We start from the raw sequence: 15,163 nt of genomic DNA, 5'->3' as shown, positions 1-15,163 counted from the left end.
TTTCTAAATATAATTTAAGCTTCGAATTATAGCGCTGATTTTACAGTTTTGATAATTCTTGCAGCGATTTTGTATGGATCACCGTTTGAAGCTGGTCTTCTGTCTTCTAACCAACCTTTCCATCCTTTTTGAACAGTCATTAAAGGAATTCTGATTGAACAACCTCTGTCTGAAACTCCGTAAGAGAAATCGTGGATAGATGCAGTTTCGTGTTTACCAGTTAAACGTTGGTCGTTGTAAGCTCCGTAAACCGCGATGTGCTCAGCAGTAACAGGACGGAAAGCCTCACAAATTCTTTCGTAAGTAGCTTTGTCTCCGCATGTTCTTAACACTTCGTTAGAGAAGTTAGCATGCATACCTGAACCATTCCAGTCTGTATCTCCAAGTGGTTTTGGGTGATATTCTATATAGTAACCATATTTTTCAGTCAAACGATCTAATAAGTAACGAGCAACCCAGATTTCGTCTCCGGCTTTTTTAGCACCTTTAGCAAATAATTGGAATTCCCATTGTCCGCAAGCAACCTCTTGGTTAATACCTTCAAAGTTAATTCCGGCAGCGATACATAAATCAGCATGTTCTTCTACTAATTTTCTTCCGTGTGTGTTTTTTCCACCTACAGAGCAGTAGTACATACCTTGTGGAGCAGGATAACCTCCAACAGGGAAACCTAATGGCAATAAAGTTTTAGTATCCATGATGAAATATTCTTGTTCGAAACCAAACCAGAAATCACCATCGTCATCAATAGTGGCTCTACCGTTAGAAGCGTGCGGAGTTCCGTCAGCATACATAACTTCTGTCATTACTAAATATCCATTAATACGAGTTGGATCAGGATAAATTGCAACAGGAACTAATAAACAGTCTGAAGATCCACCTTCAGCTTGTTTTGTTGACGAACCATCAAATGACCAATTTCCAAGTTCTTCTAATGTTCCTTTGAAATTTTCATGCTCTTCAACTTTAGTTTTACTTCTAAGATTTTGAGTTGGTTCATATCCATCTAACCAAATGTACTCTAACTTAATTTTAGCCATAATAATATAAATTAATTTTTTTGTTTTTTTCGTTGGGTCAAATATAGATTTATTTTTTTAGCCGTAAAAATTAGGGGGCTGTTTTGTTTAGCCGACTATAATTTTTTGGATAAGCGCAATTTTGAGAGGGGTATATTTTAAAAAAAGCAATTTTTAACACCTTAAAAAAATAAATTCGTAAAAAATACAGACGATTTTTAAATATCAGGGTTAAGAAATTATGAAAAAATGTTTATTTAATGAATAATACTGATGTATTTTGTTACATTTCTTTAAATCGAATTCATTATTCTTTACGAAAAGCATCTTCTGTTGAAAAATCGTCGTATAATTTCTAAAATAGAACTTTCAAAAAGGGGTTTTTATTGTTTATATTTGTTCCTCTTTTTTTAGTAAAAATTATTACAAATTTTAAACTTATATACATGTCAACATTACGTTTCCAAGCTTTAAAAGAAGCTTCTACAAGAAAGCCGGTACATTTTGAAGAAATAGACAGAAAATCTAACATTTTTGGTGCAAATGTGTTTAATGAGAAAGCGATGAAGCAATTTTTAACTTCAGATGCTTTAAAAGGAGTTAGAGACGCAATCCAGCACGGAACTAAAATAGACAGAAAACTGGCAGATTATATCGCCATGGGAATGAAAGAATGGGCGTTATCAAAAGGTGTTACACATTATACACACTGGTTTCAGCCGCTTACAGGAACAACAGCAGAAAAACACGATGCTTTTTTTGATATTTCTTATGACGGAAGTGATCCTGTAGAAAAATTTGGCGGGGCACAATTAGTACAACAGGAACCGGATGCATCAAGTTTCCCGAATGGCGGAATCAGAAATACATTTGAAGCCAGAGGTTATACGGCCTGGGATCCAACTTCTCCGGCATTTATTTACGGAACAACATTATGTATTCCGACCGTTTTTATCGCTTATACGGGAGAAGCTTTAGATAATAAAATTCCGTTATTAAGAGCTTTATCAGCAATGGATGAAGCTGCTACGGAAGTTTGTAAATATTTCGATAAAAATGTCAAAAAAGTAACGGCAACTTTAGGCTGGGAACAAGAATATTTTCTGATTGATAAGGCATTAGCGAATTCTCGTCCTGACTTAATGATGACAGGAAGAACTCTATTAGGACATACTTCTGCAAAAGGACAACAACTTGACGATCATTATTTTGGGTCTATCCCAACACGTGCTTTAACGTATATGAGAGATTTAGAGCAAGAATGTATGTTGCTTGGAATCCCTGTAAAAACGCGCCATAACGAAGTAGCGCCAAATCAGTTTGAGTTGGCACCAATATTTGAAGAAACTAATCTTGCCGTAGATCACAACTCCTTATTGATGGATGTAATGCAGAGAGTGGCTGAACGTCATGATTTTAAAGTATTATTTCACGAAAAACCATTCAAAGGCGTAAACGGTTCAGGTAAACACAACAACTGGTCACTGGCAACAGATACAGGAGTTAACTTGTTGAGTCCGAGTAAAACACCAATGAGTAATTTACAGTTTTTGACTTTCTTTATCAATACCATAAAAGCAGTTAATGATTATGAAACTTTATTAAGAGCTTCTATCGCAACAGCAAGCAACGATCACAGATTGGGAGCAAATGAAGCACCGCCGGCCATTATCTCGGTTTTTATCGGGGCACAATTGACTAAAGTTTTATCGGAGTTAGAAAGCGTTACAACAGGAAAATTATCTCCTGAAGAAAAAACAGATTTAAAATTGAACGTTGTTGGAAAAATTCCGGACGTACTTCTTGATAATACAGACAGAAACAGAACTTCGCCTTTTGCCTTTACAGGAAATAAATTTGAGTTCAGAGCCGTTGGTTCAAATGCTAACTGTTCGAACGCCATGACTACTTTGAATGCAATTGTAGCCAAACAATTGAAAGATTTTAAAATAGAAGTGGATAATTTGATTGACTCGAAAGACATGAAAAAAGATGATGCCATCTTTAATGTTTTAAGAGAATACATCAAACAATCAAAAAAGATTCTTTTTGAAGGTGACGGTTACAGTGATGCCTGGGAAAAAGAAGCGGCTAAAAGAGGTTTAAGTAATTTTAAAACGACTCCGGAAGCTATAAAAGCTAAAATTTCTAAACAAGCTTTGGAGTTATTTTCTGAATTAGGAATTTTTAATCATGTGGAAGCAGAAGCACGTTACGAAATTGAATTGGAAGAATACACTAAAAAGATTCAGATTGAAGGAAGGGTTTTAGGAGATATTGCCAGAAATCACGTGATTCCAACTGCAATTCGTTACCAAAATACTTTAATCGAAAATGTAAAAGGATTAAAAGAAATCTTCGGGAAGGAATTTGAAACCATTGCAAAAGAGCAAATCGTTTTAATTAAAGAAATTTCAGGTCATATTGAAGGAATTAATTCTAAAGTATTGGCGATGACAAACGAAAGAAAAACAGCGAATCATTTGACTGATGCTCAAAAAATGGCTGAAGCGTATTGCAATAAAGTAAAACCTTATTTTGAAGACATTCGTAATCACTGTGATAAATTGGAATTATTAGTTGATGACGAAAGCTGGACGCTTACTAAATACAGAGAATTGTTATTTACGAAATAGTTTTTTTGCCACAAATTACACAAATTAGCACAAATTCTATTTTGAATTTTTTCTCAATAATCATAAACAAAAATCATCCGCTAAGGATGATTTTTGCGTTATAAAAATTTGTGCTAATTTGTGTAATTTGTGGTAAATAATCGAGCTTAATCCCTTAATCCATAAAATAATTTTAATTAGTGAAAATTAGTGTAATTCGCGGCAAAAAAATTTTCACAATCAATATAAGGAATCATTCAAAGAATTAAAAAAAGGGATTATCTTTGCACCACATCAACACAAACTAATTTTCATGAGTTCAGATTCTAGCAAAAGGTACGCACAAAGAGGTGTTTCGGCATCAAAAGAAGACGTACACAACGCCATAAAAAATATTGATAAAGGTTTATTTCCTCAGGCATTTTGCAAAATTGTCCCTGATTATTTAACTCAGGATTCAGATCATTGCTTAATTATGCATGCTGACGGAGCGGGTACAAAATCGTCTTTGGCATACATGTATTGGAAAGAAACCGGAGATATTTCAGTTTGGAAAGGAATTGCTCAGGATGCTTTAATCATGAATATTGATGACTTATTATGTGTTGGCGCAACCGATAATATTTTGCTTTCATCAACCATTGGAAGAAACAAAAACTTAATTCCCGCAGAGGTTATTTCGGCAATTATCAACGGAACCGAAGAATTAATCAACGAATTAAAAACTTTTGGTGTAACCATTCATTCAACAGGTGGAGAAACGGCTGATGTTGGAGATGTAGTTCGTACCATAATTGTAGATTCTACCGTAACAGCACGCATGAAACGCAGTGATGTTGTAGATAATGCCAATATAAAAGCAGGTGACGTCATTGTTGGTTTGGCTTCTTTTGGTCAGGCAACTTACGAAAAAAGCTATAATGGCGGAATGGGAAGTAACGGATTGACATCTGCCCGCCATGACGTTTTCGGGAAATATTTAGCTAAAAAATATCCTGAAAGTTACGATGCTCTTGTTCCGGAAGAATTGATTTATTCAGGTCAGGTTAATTTAACAGATGAAGTAGAAAACAGTCCAATAAACGCAGGTCAGTTGGTACTTTCACCAACCAGAACTTACGCGCCAATTATCAAGAAAATTTTAGATACTTACACGCCAAACGAAATCCATGGAATGGTGCATTGCAGTGGAGGAGCGCAAACTAAAATTTTACATTTCGTTCAGAATTTACACATTATAAAAGACAATTTATTTCCGGTTCCGCCATTGTTTAAATTAATTCAGGAACAATCAAAAACCGACTGGAAAGAGATGTATCAGGTTTTCAATTGCGGTCACCGTATGGAAATTTACGTTCCAGAAAACATTGCACAAGACATTATCGCGATTTCAAAATCGTTCAATGTCGATGCACAAATCGTTGGTAGAGTAGAAGCAGCAGATGCTAAAAAACTAACCATTACCAGCGAATACGGAACATTCAATTATTAGAATTATAAACACGAATTTTATAAATTTACACAGATTCATTCGTGAAAATTGGTGAAATTTGTGTTTAAAAACACCATCAGCTATGTACGAATTACTTTTTTGGAGATATTTAGAAGAAGTTTACCTAAACCACCACGAAGTTTATGAAGCTCTTGTAGAAAAAGAAGAAGTGGATGGACTAGAAAAACTTCCAGTTGAGGTAATCATGAACCGAATCGCTTCGGTATTTTCTCAATGGGAAAAAGTCGATGAAAACAGCTGGCAAAATACTTCAGGAAAAGGCGCTTTTCAGGTTATAACAACTCCACAAAGCGTCAAAATCGATTGTTACGGAACCGAAGGTAAAACCATGAATAAACTGGTTGAGGTGATGGAAGAATTCAAATGTCCGTTGTATGATCCGCAAGTTCCGGAACGTTATGATGAAATGAGTGAATAAATTTGTTAACCTTCGTGATTATTTTCGTGAATTTCTGCGGAATAATTATACGACAAAGTTGCACAAACATTTCACAGAGATTCTCAAAAAGTATAGTCCCTACGGGACATTTTTTATTGGTCGTTTTTTTATTTCTACCAACATATAACTCTTAGCGGAGTAATCAAACAGATTAAAATATTTCGAGAGATTTAATGTTAGCAATTAACAGATATATCAAGAACATATAATATCTCGTAGAGATTAAATGTCGGTAGAAATACATTGATAAACCCAAAAGCATTTTGTCCCGTAGGGACTACACATTGATCATAAAATAAAAATCATTTCCCGATAGCTATCGGGAGTGGCAAAAAAAAATAAAACCCATGAATACAAGTTTCAGTTTCTCAGACAATGTTATTTTAGAAGACGACTTGGTTTTATTACGCCCGTTACAAGAATCTGACGTCGATAATTTATTAGAAATCTCAATCAACGAACCTGAAACCTGGAAATATTCATTAGTTGGCGCCGACGGAAAAGAAAACCTAATTAATTATATTAAGTCTGCAATAAAAGAGCGAGAAAATAAAAAAGAATTTCCGTTTATAGTATTCGATAAACAATCTCAAAAATACGCAGGTTCAACACGTTTTTACGATATTCAACTTGAATATAAAACGGTACAATTAGGATACACCTGGTATGGTTCAGCTTTTAGAGGAACAGGAATGAACAAACACTGCAAGTTTCTATTACTTCAATTTGCTTTCGAAACCTTAGGAATGGAGCGTGTAGAATTCCGTGCCGATAATAACAATGAACGAAGTATTGCGGCGATGAAAAGTATCGGCTGTAAAGTCGAAGGTGTTTTGCGCAGCCATATGCCAACCAGAAATGGTGATGTTCGTCGCAATTCGATTATTTTAAGTATCCTAAAAAATGAATGGTTTAACGAAGTAAAAGAAAACCTAAAGCAAAAGCTTTAAATCGCCAAAAAAGAGCCATCGGCCTCGATCCATATTGTAGTGCTGGATTTTAATCCAGTTTAACAAAGAGAATATAGCCAATACATAAAAAAATCTTCAACGGATTAAAATCTGTTGCTACAATATATATTGTCCCTACGGGACTTTATAAAAATCCATGCAAATCATTTCAACGGATTAAAATCCGTTGCTACAATATAAATCGTCCCTACGAGACTTTATTGAAATTTAAAATTTAATTCTATCCATCTTTCAATAAAACACCCTGATCTTTTCTAATTTTCACAATTAATTGATTAACATACGTTCTTATTTTCGGAGGTAAAGAATTCCAATTTTGATCTTTCTTAAAACTTCTGCAATCGTCTAAATCACATTCGATGGCACGAATTGCATATTTTTTATTTTTATAAACCGTAATAATTTTTACGCGTCTTATTTCGTCATTTTCATTTCGGGTTCCGTAAATAAGTATAGGGTCAATATAACCGTCGCCATCAATATCTTTATTGCTGCAATATTTTGTCCAGAACCAGATAGTAGTTTCTTTTGGTTCAGTATTTTCGAGTAAGTCATTGATTCTCCATTTTTCAAGAAAACCGCCATGATCATTTACTACCAAAACCGCCTGAATCTTGGTATTTAAAGTGTCTTTTTTAGAAATATTTTTTTGATTTTCGCACAAAAGCAATTCATAAACGCCGCCTTTATCTGAATATTCAAATGCTTTATAAATAGGAAAATCCGAAACGCCGTCTAGTTCTCTTTCCGTTATTTCTTCCTTAGTTAATTTATAACTTTCTACTTTTTGCGAGAAACTGAATATCGAATAAGAAAGCAGCAGAAACAAAAAATATTTTTTCATTTTATCGAATGTGTTTTTATAACTCAAAGATATTCAAAACCTTTTTAGCTTAAATTTTTTTATATTTTTTAAAAAGCATATTTTATTGTAATTTTCTGAACTAAAAACAGCATTAAATCGTTTTAGTAATCGGCTGATAATGTTGCAGGCGTAAAATAATAATAAAAAAGTATCTGATGAATATTGTAAAAAGTAAAGGTTTTCTCTTAGGATTATCCATTTTAATGTTTGGTTTTACCAATAAAATTAGCGCGCAGCAAAAAGGAACTGAAAAACGAAATCTAATTCAATACGTTGATCCAATGATCGGAACAGCAAAAATGGGACATACATATCCTGGCGCAACAGTTCCGTTTGGAAGCGTGCAGTTAAGTCCGGAAACCGATACAATTGCATACAGTTTAAACGGAAAATACAATGGAGATGTCTATAAATATTGTGCCGGATATCAATATGACGATAAAACGATTGTAGGTTTTAGTCACACGCATTTTAGCGGAACAGGGCATTCTGATTTAGGTGATTTTCTAATTATGCCAACAACCGGAAAATTACAATTAAATCCCGGAGTGGCTTCAAAACCATTATCAGGTTACAGGTCAGCATTTTCTCATACAACCGAAAAAGCAGAACCAGCATATTACAGTGTATTTCTGGAAGATCATAAAATCAAAGCCGAACTTACCGCAACAACACGCGTAGGAATGCATCAATATACTTTTCCGAAATCAGATGAAGCACATATTATTTTGGATTTAACTTCTGGAATTTACAATTACGACAAAAAAAATGTATGGACATTTGTACGCGTAGAAAACGATACTTTGATTACAGGATATCGCCAAACAAATGGATGGGCGAGAACCAGAACGGTTTATTTTGCGATGTCTTTTAGCAAACCTATCAAAAGTTACGGACAAGCAGCGCAGGAAAAAAGCGTGTACAGAGGTTTTTGGGGAAGATTCGATCAAACTAAAAATTTCCCGGAAATGGCAGGTCAAAACTTAAAGTTGTTTTTTGATTTTAATACCGAAGAAGGAGAAAAAATCAAAATAAAAATGGCGCTTTCGCCAGTAAGTTCTGCCGGAGCACTCGAAAATATGAAGAAAGAAGTTCCGGGTTGGGATTTCGAAAAAGTAAAAAAGCAAAGTCAGGAAGTTTGGAATACAGAATTGAATAAAATTCAGATAGAAACCATTCAAAAAGAAGATTTAGTCAATTTTTATACGGCAATGTATCATGCTTTTTTAGGTCCAACAGAATACATGGATTTAGACGGAAATTATAAAGGCCTGGATATGAATGTTCATAAAGCCGAAAACTTTAAAAATTACACAAGTTATTCGTTATGGGATACTTACAGGGCTTTGCATCCTTTATTTAATTTGGTTCAGCCAACGCGAAATTCAGATATGATTAGTTCCATGTTGGCGCATTCGGACCAAAGTGTGCATAAAATGCTGCCAATCTGGTCGCATTATGCCAATGAAAATTGGTGTATGATTGGATATCATTCCGTTTCTGTAGTGGCAGATGCGATCGTAAAAGGAAATACTAATTTCGATCCTGAAAAAGCGCTTCAGGCTTGCGTAAATACCGCTAAAGTACCGTATTATGACGGATTGGAATATTATATGAAAATGGGTTATGTTCCTGAAGATAAAAACGGTTCTTCGGTTTCAAAAACTTTAGAATATGCTTATGATGATTGGGCGATTGCTCAGGCTGCGAAGAAATTAGGCAAAACCGAAATTTATAATGAATTTATCGAAAGGTCTAAAAATTATAAAAACGTTTATGATGCTAAAACAGGTTTTATGCGTCCTAAATTAAACGACGGAACTTTCAAAAAAGAATTTGATCCTCTGGACACACACGGACAAGGTTTTATCGAAGGAAATTCATGGAATTACAGTTTGTATGTTCCGCAAGATCCAGCTGAAATGATTAAGATGATGGGCGGAAACGACAAATTTAATGTTCGGTTAGATTCGTTATTCAGCATGCATTTACCGGACAAATATTTTGAAAACACAGAAGATATTACAAGAGAAGGAATCATTGGAAATTATGTTCACGGAAACGAGCCTTCGCATCACGTGGTTTATTTATACAACTGGACAAATTCGCCCTGGAAAGCACAAGACAAAATCAGAATGATCCTGAAAAAAATGTACCGAAATGGTGCTGATGGTTTAGGTGGAAATGACGATTTCGGGCAAATGAGTGCCTGGTATATTTTCAGCAGTTTAGGATTTTATCCTGTTGCGCCCGGTTCTGATGAATATGCTTTGGGAAGTCCATTGGTTAAAAATGCTGTTTTTAATTTAGAAAACGGAAAGAAATTCGAAGTTGAAACTGTGAATCAATCGGATAAAAATGTTTTTGTGAGCAAAGTATTTTTAAACGGAAAACAATTGGATAAGCCATTTCTGAAACATGCAGATGTTATCAATGGCGGGAAAATTACTTTTTATATGAGTGCTAAACCAAATAAGAAGAATTATCAAATTCTATGAGTTAAACTTATCAGGTTTTTGATTTCGAGTTCCAGCAAGGTTTTCAAAGCCTTGTAGGTATGTTTTCTTCACGCATACAAATACGAAGACCTACAAGGTTTTGAAAACCTTGCAGGACTCTCAGATTGTAAAGCTGGATTAATCAAGTATTAAAATTCTTGATAATTCGTGCAATTTGTGGCGGAAGAAAAATAAAAAGAATCATAACGTAGTTTGTAAAAACTTCCCGAAATTTGCACTTCAAATAAAGACAAGTAAATATGAAAGTAAATCTAAAATCAGGAATTGATAAATTGCTTTTCGGAATGAAGCAAAACGATGTAACGGCTGCTTTAGGAAAACCTGATAAAAATTATAAAGACGAAGATGATAATGTGATTTTTGTGTACAATGCACAAAAAATCAGATTGACATTTTATCAGGAAGAAGACTTGAAATTAGGTTATTTAGTAGCTTCAAGCAATGATTTGGAAGTTTTTGGGTTCAAACTTATCGGAAAAAAAATTGCTGATGTAAAGAAAGATTTAGCTACCAAAGGAATTACAAAATACACTCAGGAAACTTTTGATACTTTCGAGAATTACTTTAACGAAGATAACTGGTTTATCCTTCAAACCGAATTTGATGAAGTAGTGAAATTTGAAGTTGGTGCGATCATCAATGAAAAAGACGAATTTGACTGGAAGTTCCCAGTTAAGAAATAATAATTGAGAAACCTTTGTCAAACTTTAAAACTTTGACAAAGATATACGCGCGCAAAGTCATTGCGAGGAACGAAGCAACCGCACTAAAATAAGTAAATTATCTAATCAAAAGAGACATTCGAGATGAGATTGCTTCGTTCCTCGCAAAGACAAAACAAAAAAAAACCGACAATCACTTGTCGGTTTTTTTATGTTATTCGTTAAAAGATATTATCTTTTTAACCATGCATTTTTAAGTTTTTCTTTTGAAGCATCAGTTGCTTTAAAAGTTTCTGTTTCTTCGTATGGTAATTTTACAGTTCCTTTTATAGTTTCTTCTTTACCAGCACGTTTTATTTGAAGCGTGATAGGATCGTTTTCTTTCCAGTTTTCACTTTCTGTAATCAAGTCATAAATATTAGTCAACGAATATGGCTTGTTGTTTACAGATAAAATAATATCACCGCCTTTTAAATTTAAGTTTTTAAAGAATTCGTTTGATTCAATATCAGAACGAACAGCAATTTCTTTAGTTTGTTTGTCAACTGAGATATATGGAGTTTGTCCTTTTATGAAAACTGCTCCGGCTTTTTTCTCAGATGATTTTGTTACACCAACTTTTGCCAAATAAAAATCGTAAGGAATTGGAGTTGTTCCTGATACATATTTAGTCAAAAACTCACCAACTTCAGGATACGTTAATTGTGTAATTTTAGCAAAAAGTTCATCATCATTAAATGGTTTTTCAATACCATATTCACTTGATAATTTATGCATTAAATCAAGAATCCCTCTTTCTCCGTTGCTTTTTTCTCTAATAATAATATCAATACACATTCCAATTAAAGCACCTTTTTGATATACATTTAAGTATTGGTCTTTATAAGGCTGTACTAAAACATTTTTACTCATTGTTGTAAATGACATTGTATCGTTTAAACCTTTTGCCTGTTCAATTTTATCGGCAATACGAGTATAAAACTCAGATTCATTAATTAAGCCCTGATTGATTTGGAAAAGGTTTGCAAAATATTCTGTTACACCTTCATACATCCATAAATGTTCAGACATTTTTGGATCGTTATAATCAAAAAACTGAATTTCTTTTGAGTGAACAGTTAATGGTGTTACGATATGAAAAAACTCATGCGAAACAACGTCTTTCATAGATTCTACCAATTTTTCTTTTGGCATAGATTCCGGCAAAACAACTGTAGTTGCAGTTGGATGTTCTAATGCTCCAAAACCGTGTGCATCATCTTTTGCCATACTTGACAAGTATAATAAAACAGTATATTTTTTAGTAGCATTTACTTTTCCTAAAAAGTTTTTCTGAGCTGTCATCATCGTTTTCATTTCCGGAGTAATACTTTCAGCAGTAAATTTTCCTGTTGGAGAATAAACAGCAATCAAAATATCCATTCCGTTAACGTTAAATGTAGTATAATCAGGTTTAGAATACATAATTGGATTTTCTACCAAAACGGCATAACGAGGCGTTGTAAAAACGTCACTTGATTTGCTTGCATCCTCATCATTCATTGAAGTTGCTCCCCAAAGTGTTTCAGGATGCGTGATCGTAACTTTGTAAGGAACATCTAATTTATCCTGAAAATAACCAACAAAGCCATGTGTATTAACCATAAAGTTAATTCCGGCATTTATATTAGTTCCTGCAGGCGAAAAAACATCATCATTACCAAATCCTGTTCCTTTTTCAGTATCAAAAGTGTCTCCAACTAAATAAGTAACTTTTTTTAATGTTTTTGCATTAGAAATCGACCACGAATTATCGTCAATTCTTTTTACAGTCAAGGCATTTCCTTTAGCATCAAAAGCTTTAAAACCATCTGAATATTTACCATAATTATCCGTAGAATAAGTTCCCGGAACTGTTTTAGGAATGCTGTAAATAACTTCGTCCGTTTTTATTTGTGGAGGTGTAACCGTTACCAGAACCTTGTCATCTTTTACATCGACAAGATTGATGTTGACATTTACGACATTGCTTTTTGCAGCACCCGCTGAGCTACCCGTTTTACAGCTCCAAAGTGTTACTGCAAGAGCTAAAGTGTAAAATATTTTTTTCATTTGTTTGTGTTTAGTTATTTGTATTTGACTTACAAATTGTAAAAAAGTTACAGAAAATTTAAAATATAAAAAAAAAACTCCTGAACGCAGGAGTTTTAATCTTAGTCTAGTTTGTTTTTTATATAATATTTACCATCCAAATCTTCATCAAAATCATCTATTTTAACGGGTTTTGGTTTCGGTTTATTTGCAACTGCCTTTTTTTTCCACATCTCAAATTTTTCAAGTGGCATCTTCTTCTTCATGATCTCCAGAACTTCTTTTTCTGCCAATCCAAATTCTTTTTTTATGATTTCAAATGGATTTTTTTCTTCTAAGGCTAACGAAACAAGTTTTTCAGTTTGTTCCCAATTCAATTCTTTACGGTTACTCTTTTTCATCACGTGAAAATTAATTCAAATAGGGGTTAATGATTAATAGATTGATTTTCAATTTAAGTATCAATATTAATAAAAAAAATAATTAGTTGGTTCGATCGAGTACGTTTTTTTTTATGTTTTTAACTGTTTTTTGCAGATCTGGTTTTTTGAAACGGAATTTTTAATAAATTTTTCAATTTATTGTTTTCTTCCAAAGCCATGTGAGTATCAACTCCGTATATTAATTTTTCTTTTGGTAACGTGGTAAAAGTGCCAAAAAGGCGATCCCAGACTGAAAATATATTTCCGTAATTACTATCTGTATAAGGCATAACATAATGATGGTGAACTTTATGCATATTTGGAGAAACGATAAAATAACTCAGGAAAACATCCAGTTTAACGGGCATATTAATATTTGCATGATTAAATTGTGAAGCTATAACGGATAAGGACTGGTACAGAAATACCATCCACATTGGAGCTCCTGCTATCAAAACGCCAAGAGTTGTAAATACGAACCTGATTATGCTTTCACCCGGATGGTGCCTGTTGGCAGTGGTTGTATCAATCCAGGTATCCGTATGATGAACAATATGAAAACGCCATAAAAATTTTATTTTATGCTGAATAAAATGCGCCAAATAAGCGCCAATTAGATCTAACAAAAGCAATCCGAGAATAGTATAAAGCCAAATTGGAATTGAAGGAAGCCATTGCAAAATACCAAAATGATTTTCAGTTGTCCAACCGGCAGTTTTAATTAAAATAAAAGCCAAAACAAAATTGACAATTATTGTGGTAAAAGTGAGAAAGAAATTGATTCCTGCATGATGCCATTTTCTGTATTTCATCTGAAATAACGGAAAAGTATTTTCGATTAACCAAAAAGCAGTTATTCCTCCAACCAAAATTAAACTTCGGTGCGAAGACGGAATCGTACTAAAATAAGCTATAATTTGATTCATAATAAATATAGATTAAAGCAGACAAAGGCTTTCTTTTTTTTATTATAAAATTTAATGTAACCCGAATTTGGTGAAAAAAAGAAAGAGAAAATCTAATATAAATATAAGATTTTCTCTTCAAAATAAGTTACTTAACTAAGTATTTATGCTTTTTTGATCAGGCTAATTAAGAATAATAATACCCAGGCACCACCTACGGCAATCAGGATCTGCCAAAGCAAACCGCCACCGCCAATACCAAGATTACCCGCAATCCAGCCACCAATAATTCCGCCAATGATTCCGACGATGATATTGCCAATTAATCCAAAACCTGCGCCTTTCCAAATTTGACCTGCTAACCATCCTGAAATGGCGCCTATAAGTAGAAAATATAAAAATTCCATATTTAAAGTTGTTTATTGGTTATTGATTTATTTTGAGAAATTATGCTTCATCGTGATTCTGTAATAAGGACTTGTAAATAAATCCGGCTACAATAGCGCCCAAAATAGGTGCTGCCCAAAATAACCAAACTTGTGATAATGGTTCTCCACCAACAAAGATAGCTTGTGATAATGATCTTGCAGGATTAACCGAAGTATTTGTAATAGGAATACTGATTAAGTGAATTAATGTTAAGGCTAAACCAATTGCAATACCGGCAAATCTTCCGTTTGCAAATTTATCTGTTGCGCCTAAGATTACTAATAAGAAGAACAATGTTAATACAAATTCGGCAATAAAAGCAGAACCTAAAGAATATCCGTCAGGCGAAAATGCTCCAAATCCGTTTGATGCAAAAGCGCCGGCTTTAGTATTATCAATTACAAAACCTGCTTTTCCTGATGCAATTGTATATAAAGTTCCCGCAGCAGCGACAGCTCCAATACATTGAGCAACAATATAAGGTACAAGATCTTTTGCCGGAAATCTTCCGCCAGCCCAAAGACCAAATGAAACTGCCGGATTAAAATGTCCGCCAGATATGTGTCCAACAGCATAAGCCATTGTCAGCACCGTTAAACCGAAAGCTAAAGCAACACCAGCAAATCCAATTCCTAAATTAGGAATTCCCGCTGCAAATATTGCACTTCCACAACCTCCAAAAACTAGCCAATAAGTTCCGAAAAACTCTGCAAATAATTTTTTCATAATAAAAA

At 33.9% G+C, this 15,163-nt stretch carries 13 protein-coding genes; 6 read left to right on the top strand and 7 right to left on the bottom strand.

From position 1 onward, the window contains the following. Nucleotides 1–26: 26 nt before the first annotated feature. A complete protein-coding gene (locus ACZ0AH_RS15875) occupies nucleotides 27–1,040 on the bottom strand; it encodes a glutamine synthetase beta-grasp domain-containing protein (protein WP_463476771.1) in 1,014 nt (337 codons plus the stop codon). Between the two features lie 425 nt (nucleotides 1,041–1,465). On the opposite strand from ACZ0AH_RS15875, the gene ACZ0AH_RS15870 reads away from it, so the two are divergent. The 4 genes from ACZ0AH_RS15870 to ACZ0AH_RS15855 all read left to right on the top strand — a co-directional run bounded on the left by ACZ0AH_RS15870 (nucleotide 1,466) and on the right by ACZ0AH_RS15855 (nucleotide 6,536). Then, nucleotides 1,466–3,655, top strand: coding sequence for a glutamine synthetase III family protein (locus ACZ0AH_RS15870; protein WP_463476770.1), 2,190 nt, complete (start codon nucleotides 1,466–1,468; stop codon nucleotides 3,653–3,655). A 292-nt stretch (nucleotides 3,656–3,947) separates the two neighbouring features. Beyond that, the gene (locus tag ACZ0AH_RS15865) at nucleotides 3,948–5,126 is read left to right on the top strand and encodes an AIR synthase related protein (RefSeq protein ID WP_463476769.1); all 1,179 of its coding nucleotides are present in this window, start codon (nucleotides 3,948–3,950) and stop codon (nucleotides 5,124–5,126) included. Between the two features lie 82 nt (nucleotides 5,127–5,208). Further along, the gene (locus ACZ0AH_RS15860; protein ID WP_463476768.1) at nucleotides 5,209–5,565 is read left to right on the top strand and encodes a hypothetical protein; all 357 of its coding nucleotides are present in this window, start codon (nucleotides 5,209–5,211) and stop codon (nucleotides 5,563–5,565) included. 368 nt (nucleotides 5,566–5,933) lie between these two features. After that, the gene (locus ACZ0AH_RS15855) at nucleotides 5,934–6,536 is read left to right on the top strand and encodes a GNAT family N-acetyltransferase (RefSeq protein WP_463476767.1); all 603 of its coding nucleotides are present in this window, start codon (nucleotides 5,934–5,936) and stop codon (nucleotides 6,534–6,536) included. Between the two features lie 241 nt (nucleotides 6,537–6,777). Here the strand turns inward: ACZ0AH_RS15855 and ACZ0AH_RS15850 are convergent, their stop codons facing one another. Next, nucleotides 6,778–7,401 (bottom strand): M949_RS01915 family surface polysaccharide biosynthesis protein, encoded by a 624-nt coding sequence (locus tag ACZ0AH_RS15850; RefSeq protein ID WP_463476766.1) that lies wholly within the window; start codon nucleotides 7,399–7,401, stop codon nucleotides 6,778–6,780. Between the two features lie 176 nt (nucleotides 7,402–7,577). On the opposite strand from ACZ0AH_RS15850, the gene ACZ0AH_RS15845 reads away from it, so the two are divergent. Both ACZ0AH_RS15845 and ACZ0AH_RS15840 read left to right on the top strand, forming a co-directional pair. Continuing rightward, nucleotides 7,578–9,920, top strand: a complete 2,343-nt coding sequence (locus ACZ0AH_RS15845) for a GH92 family glycosyl hydrolase (protein WP_463476765.1) — start codon at nucleotides 7,578–7,580, stop codon at nucleotides 9,918–9,920. A 260-nt stretch (nucleotides 9,921–10,180) separates the two neighbouring features. Continuing rightward, complete coding sequence (locus ACZ0AH_RS15840) at nucleotides 10,181–10,624, top strand: hypothetical protein (RefSeq protein WP_463476764.1); 444 nt, start codon at nucleotides 10,181–10,183, stop codon at nucleotides 10,622–10,624. A 210-nt stretch (nucleotides 10,625–10,834) separates the two neighbouring features. On the opposite strand, the gene ACZ0AH_RS15835 is transcribed toward ACZ0AH_RS15840, so the two are convergent. The 5 genes from ACZ0AH_RS15835 to aqpZ all read right to left on the bottom strand — a co-directional run bounded on the left by ACZ0AH_RS15835 (nucleotide 10,835) and on the right by aqpZ (nucleotide 15,155). Continuing rightward, nucleotides 10,835–12,694, bottom strand: coding sequence for a M61 family metallopeptidase (locus tag ACZ0AH_RS15835; protein WP_463476763.1), 1,860 nt, complete (start codon nucleotides 12,692–12,694; stop codon nucleotides 10,835–10,837). A gap of 101 nt (nucleotides 12,695–12,795) precedes the next feature. Further along, entirely contained in the window at nucleotides 12,796–13,074 is a 279-nt protein-coding gene (locus ACZ0AH_RS15830; protein ID WP_213297686.1) for a DUF2805 domain-containing protein, read from the bottom strand. Nucleotides 13,075–13,193: 119 nt separating this feature from the next. Further along, entirely contained in the window at nucleotides 13,194–14,021 is an 828-nt protein-coding gene (locus ACZ0AH_RS15825) for a sterol desaturase family protein (protein ID WP_463476762.1), read from the bottom strand. A 143-nt stretch (nucleotides 14,022–14,164) separates the two neighbouring features. After that, nucleotides 14,165–14,407 (bottom strand): GlsB/YeaQ/YmgE family stress response membrane protein, encoded by a 243-nt coding sequence (locus tag ACZ0AH_RS15820; RefSeq protein ID WP_463476761.1) that lies wholly within the window; start codon nucleotides 14,405–14,407, stop codon nucleotides 14,165–14,167. A 40-nt stretch (nucleotides 14,408–14,447) separates the two neighbouring features. Further along, nucleotides 14,448–15,155 carry an aquaporin Z gene (gene aqpZ, locus ACZ0AH_RS15815; protein WP_463476760.1) on the bottom strand — a complete coding sequence of 236 codons (708 nt, stop codon included), beginning with the start codon at nucleotides 15,153–15,155 and terminating at the stop codon, nucleotides 14,448–14,450. Nucleotides 15,156–15,163 lie beyond the last annotated feature (8 nt).

Source organism: Flavobacterium sp. AC105, from assembly GCF_979258495.1.
This window is presented reverse-complemented; position numbering and strand designations above follow the sequence as displayed.

What these genes read in the sequence shown, in the direction of transcription:
- ACZ0AH_RS15875 (WP_463476771.1), bottom strand. Translation starts at nt 1,040, where the DNA reads ATGGCTAAAATTAAGTTAGAGTACATTTGGTTAGATGGATATGAACCA.
- ACZ0AH_RS15870 (WP_463476770.1), top strand. Translation starts at nt 1,466, where the DNA reads ATGTCAACATTACGTTTCCAAGCTTTAAAAGAAGCTTCTACAAGAAAG.
- ACZ0AH_RS15865 (WP_463476769.1), top strand. Translation starts at nt 3,948, where the DNA reads ATGAGTTCAGATTCTAGCAAAAGGTACGCACAAAGAGGTGTTTCGGCA.
- ACZ0AH_RS15860 (WP_463476768.1), top strand. Translation starts at nt 5,209, where the DNA reads ATGTACGAATTACTTTTTTGGAGATATTTAGAAGAAGTTTACCTAAAC.
- ACZ0AH_RS15855 (WP_463476767.1), top strand. Translation starts at nt 5,934, where the DNA reads ATGAATACAAGTTTCAGTTTCTCAGACAATGTTATTTTAGAAGACGAC.
- ACZ0AH_RS15850 (WP_463476766.1), bottom strand. Translation starts at nt 7,401, where the DNA reads ATGAAAAAATATTTTTTGTTTCTGCTGCTTTCTTATTCGATATTCAGT.
- ACZ0AH_RS15845 (WP_463476765.1), top strand. Translation starts at nt 7,578, where the DNA reads ATGAATATTGTAAAAAGTAAAGGTTTTCTCTTAGGATTATCCATTTTA.
- ACZ0AH_RS15840 (WP_463476764.1), top strand. Translation starts at nt 10,181, where the DNA reads ATGAAAGTAAATCTAAAATCAGGAATTGATAAATTGCTTTTCGGAATG.
- ACZ0AH_RS15835 (WP_463476763.1), bottom strand. Translation starts at nt 12,694, where the DNA reads ATGAAAAAAATATTTTACACTTTAGCTCTTGCAGTAACACTTTGGAGC.
- ACZ0AH_RS15830 (WP_213297686.1), bottom strand. Translation starts at nt 13,074, where the DNA reads ATGAAAAAGAGTAACCGTAAAGAATTGAATTGGGAACAAACTGAAAAA.
- ACZ0AH_RS15825 (WP_463476762.1), bottom strand. Translation starts at nt 14,021, where the DNA reads ATGAATCAAATTATAGCTTATTTTAGTACGATTCCGTCTTCGCACCGA.
- ACZ0AH_RS15820 (WP_463476761.1), bottom strand. Translation starts at nt 14,407, where the DNA reads ATGGAATTTTTATATTTTCTACTTATAGGCGCCATTTCAGGATGGTTA.
- aqpZ (WP_463476760.1), bottom strand. Translation starts at nt 15,155, where the DNA reads ATGAAAAAATTATTTGCAGAGTTTTTCGGAACTTATTGGCTAGTTTTT.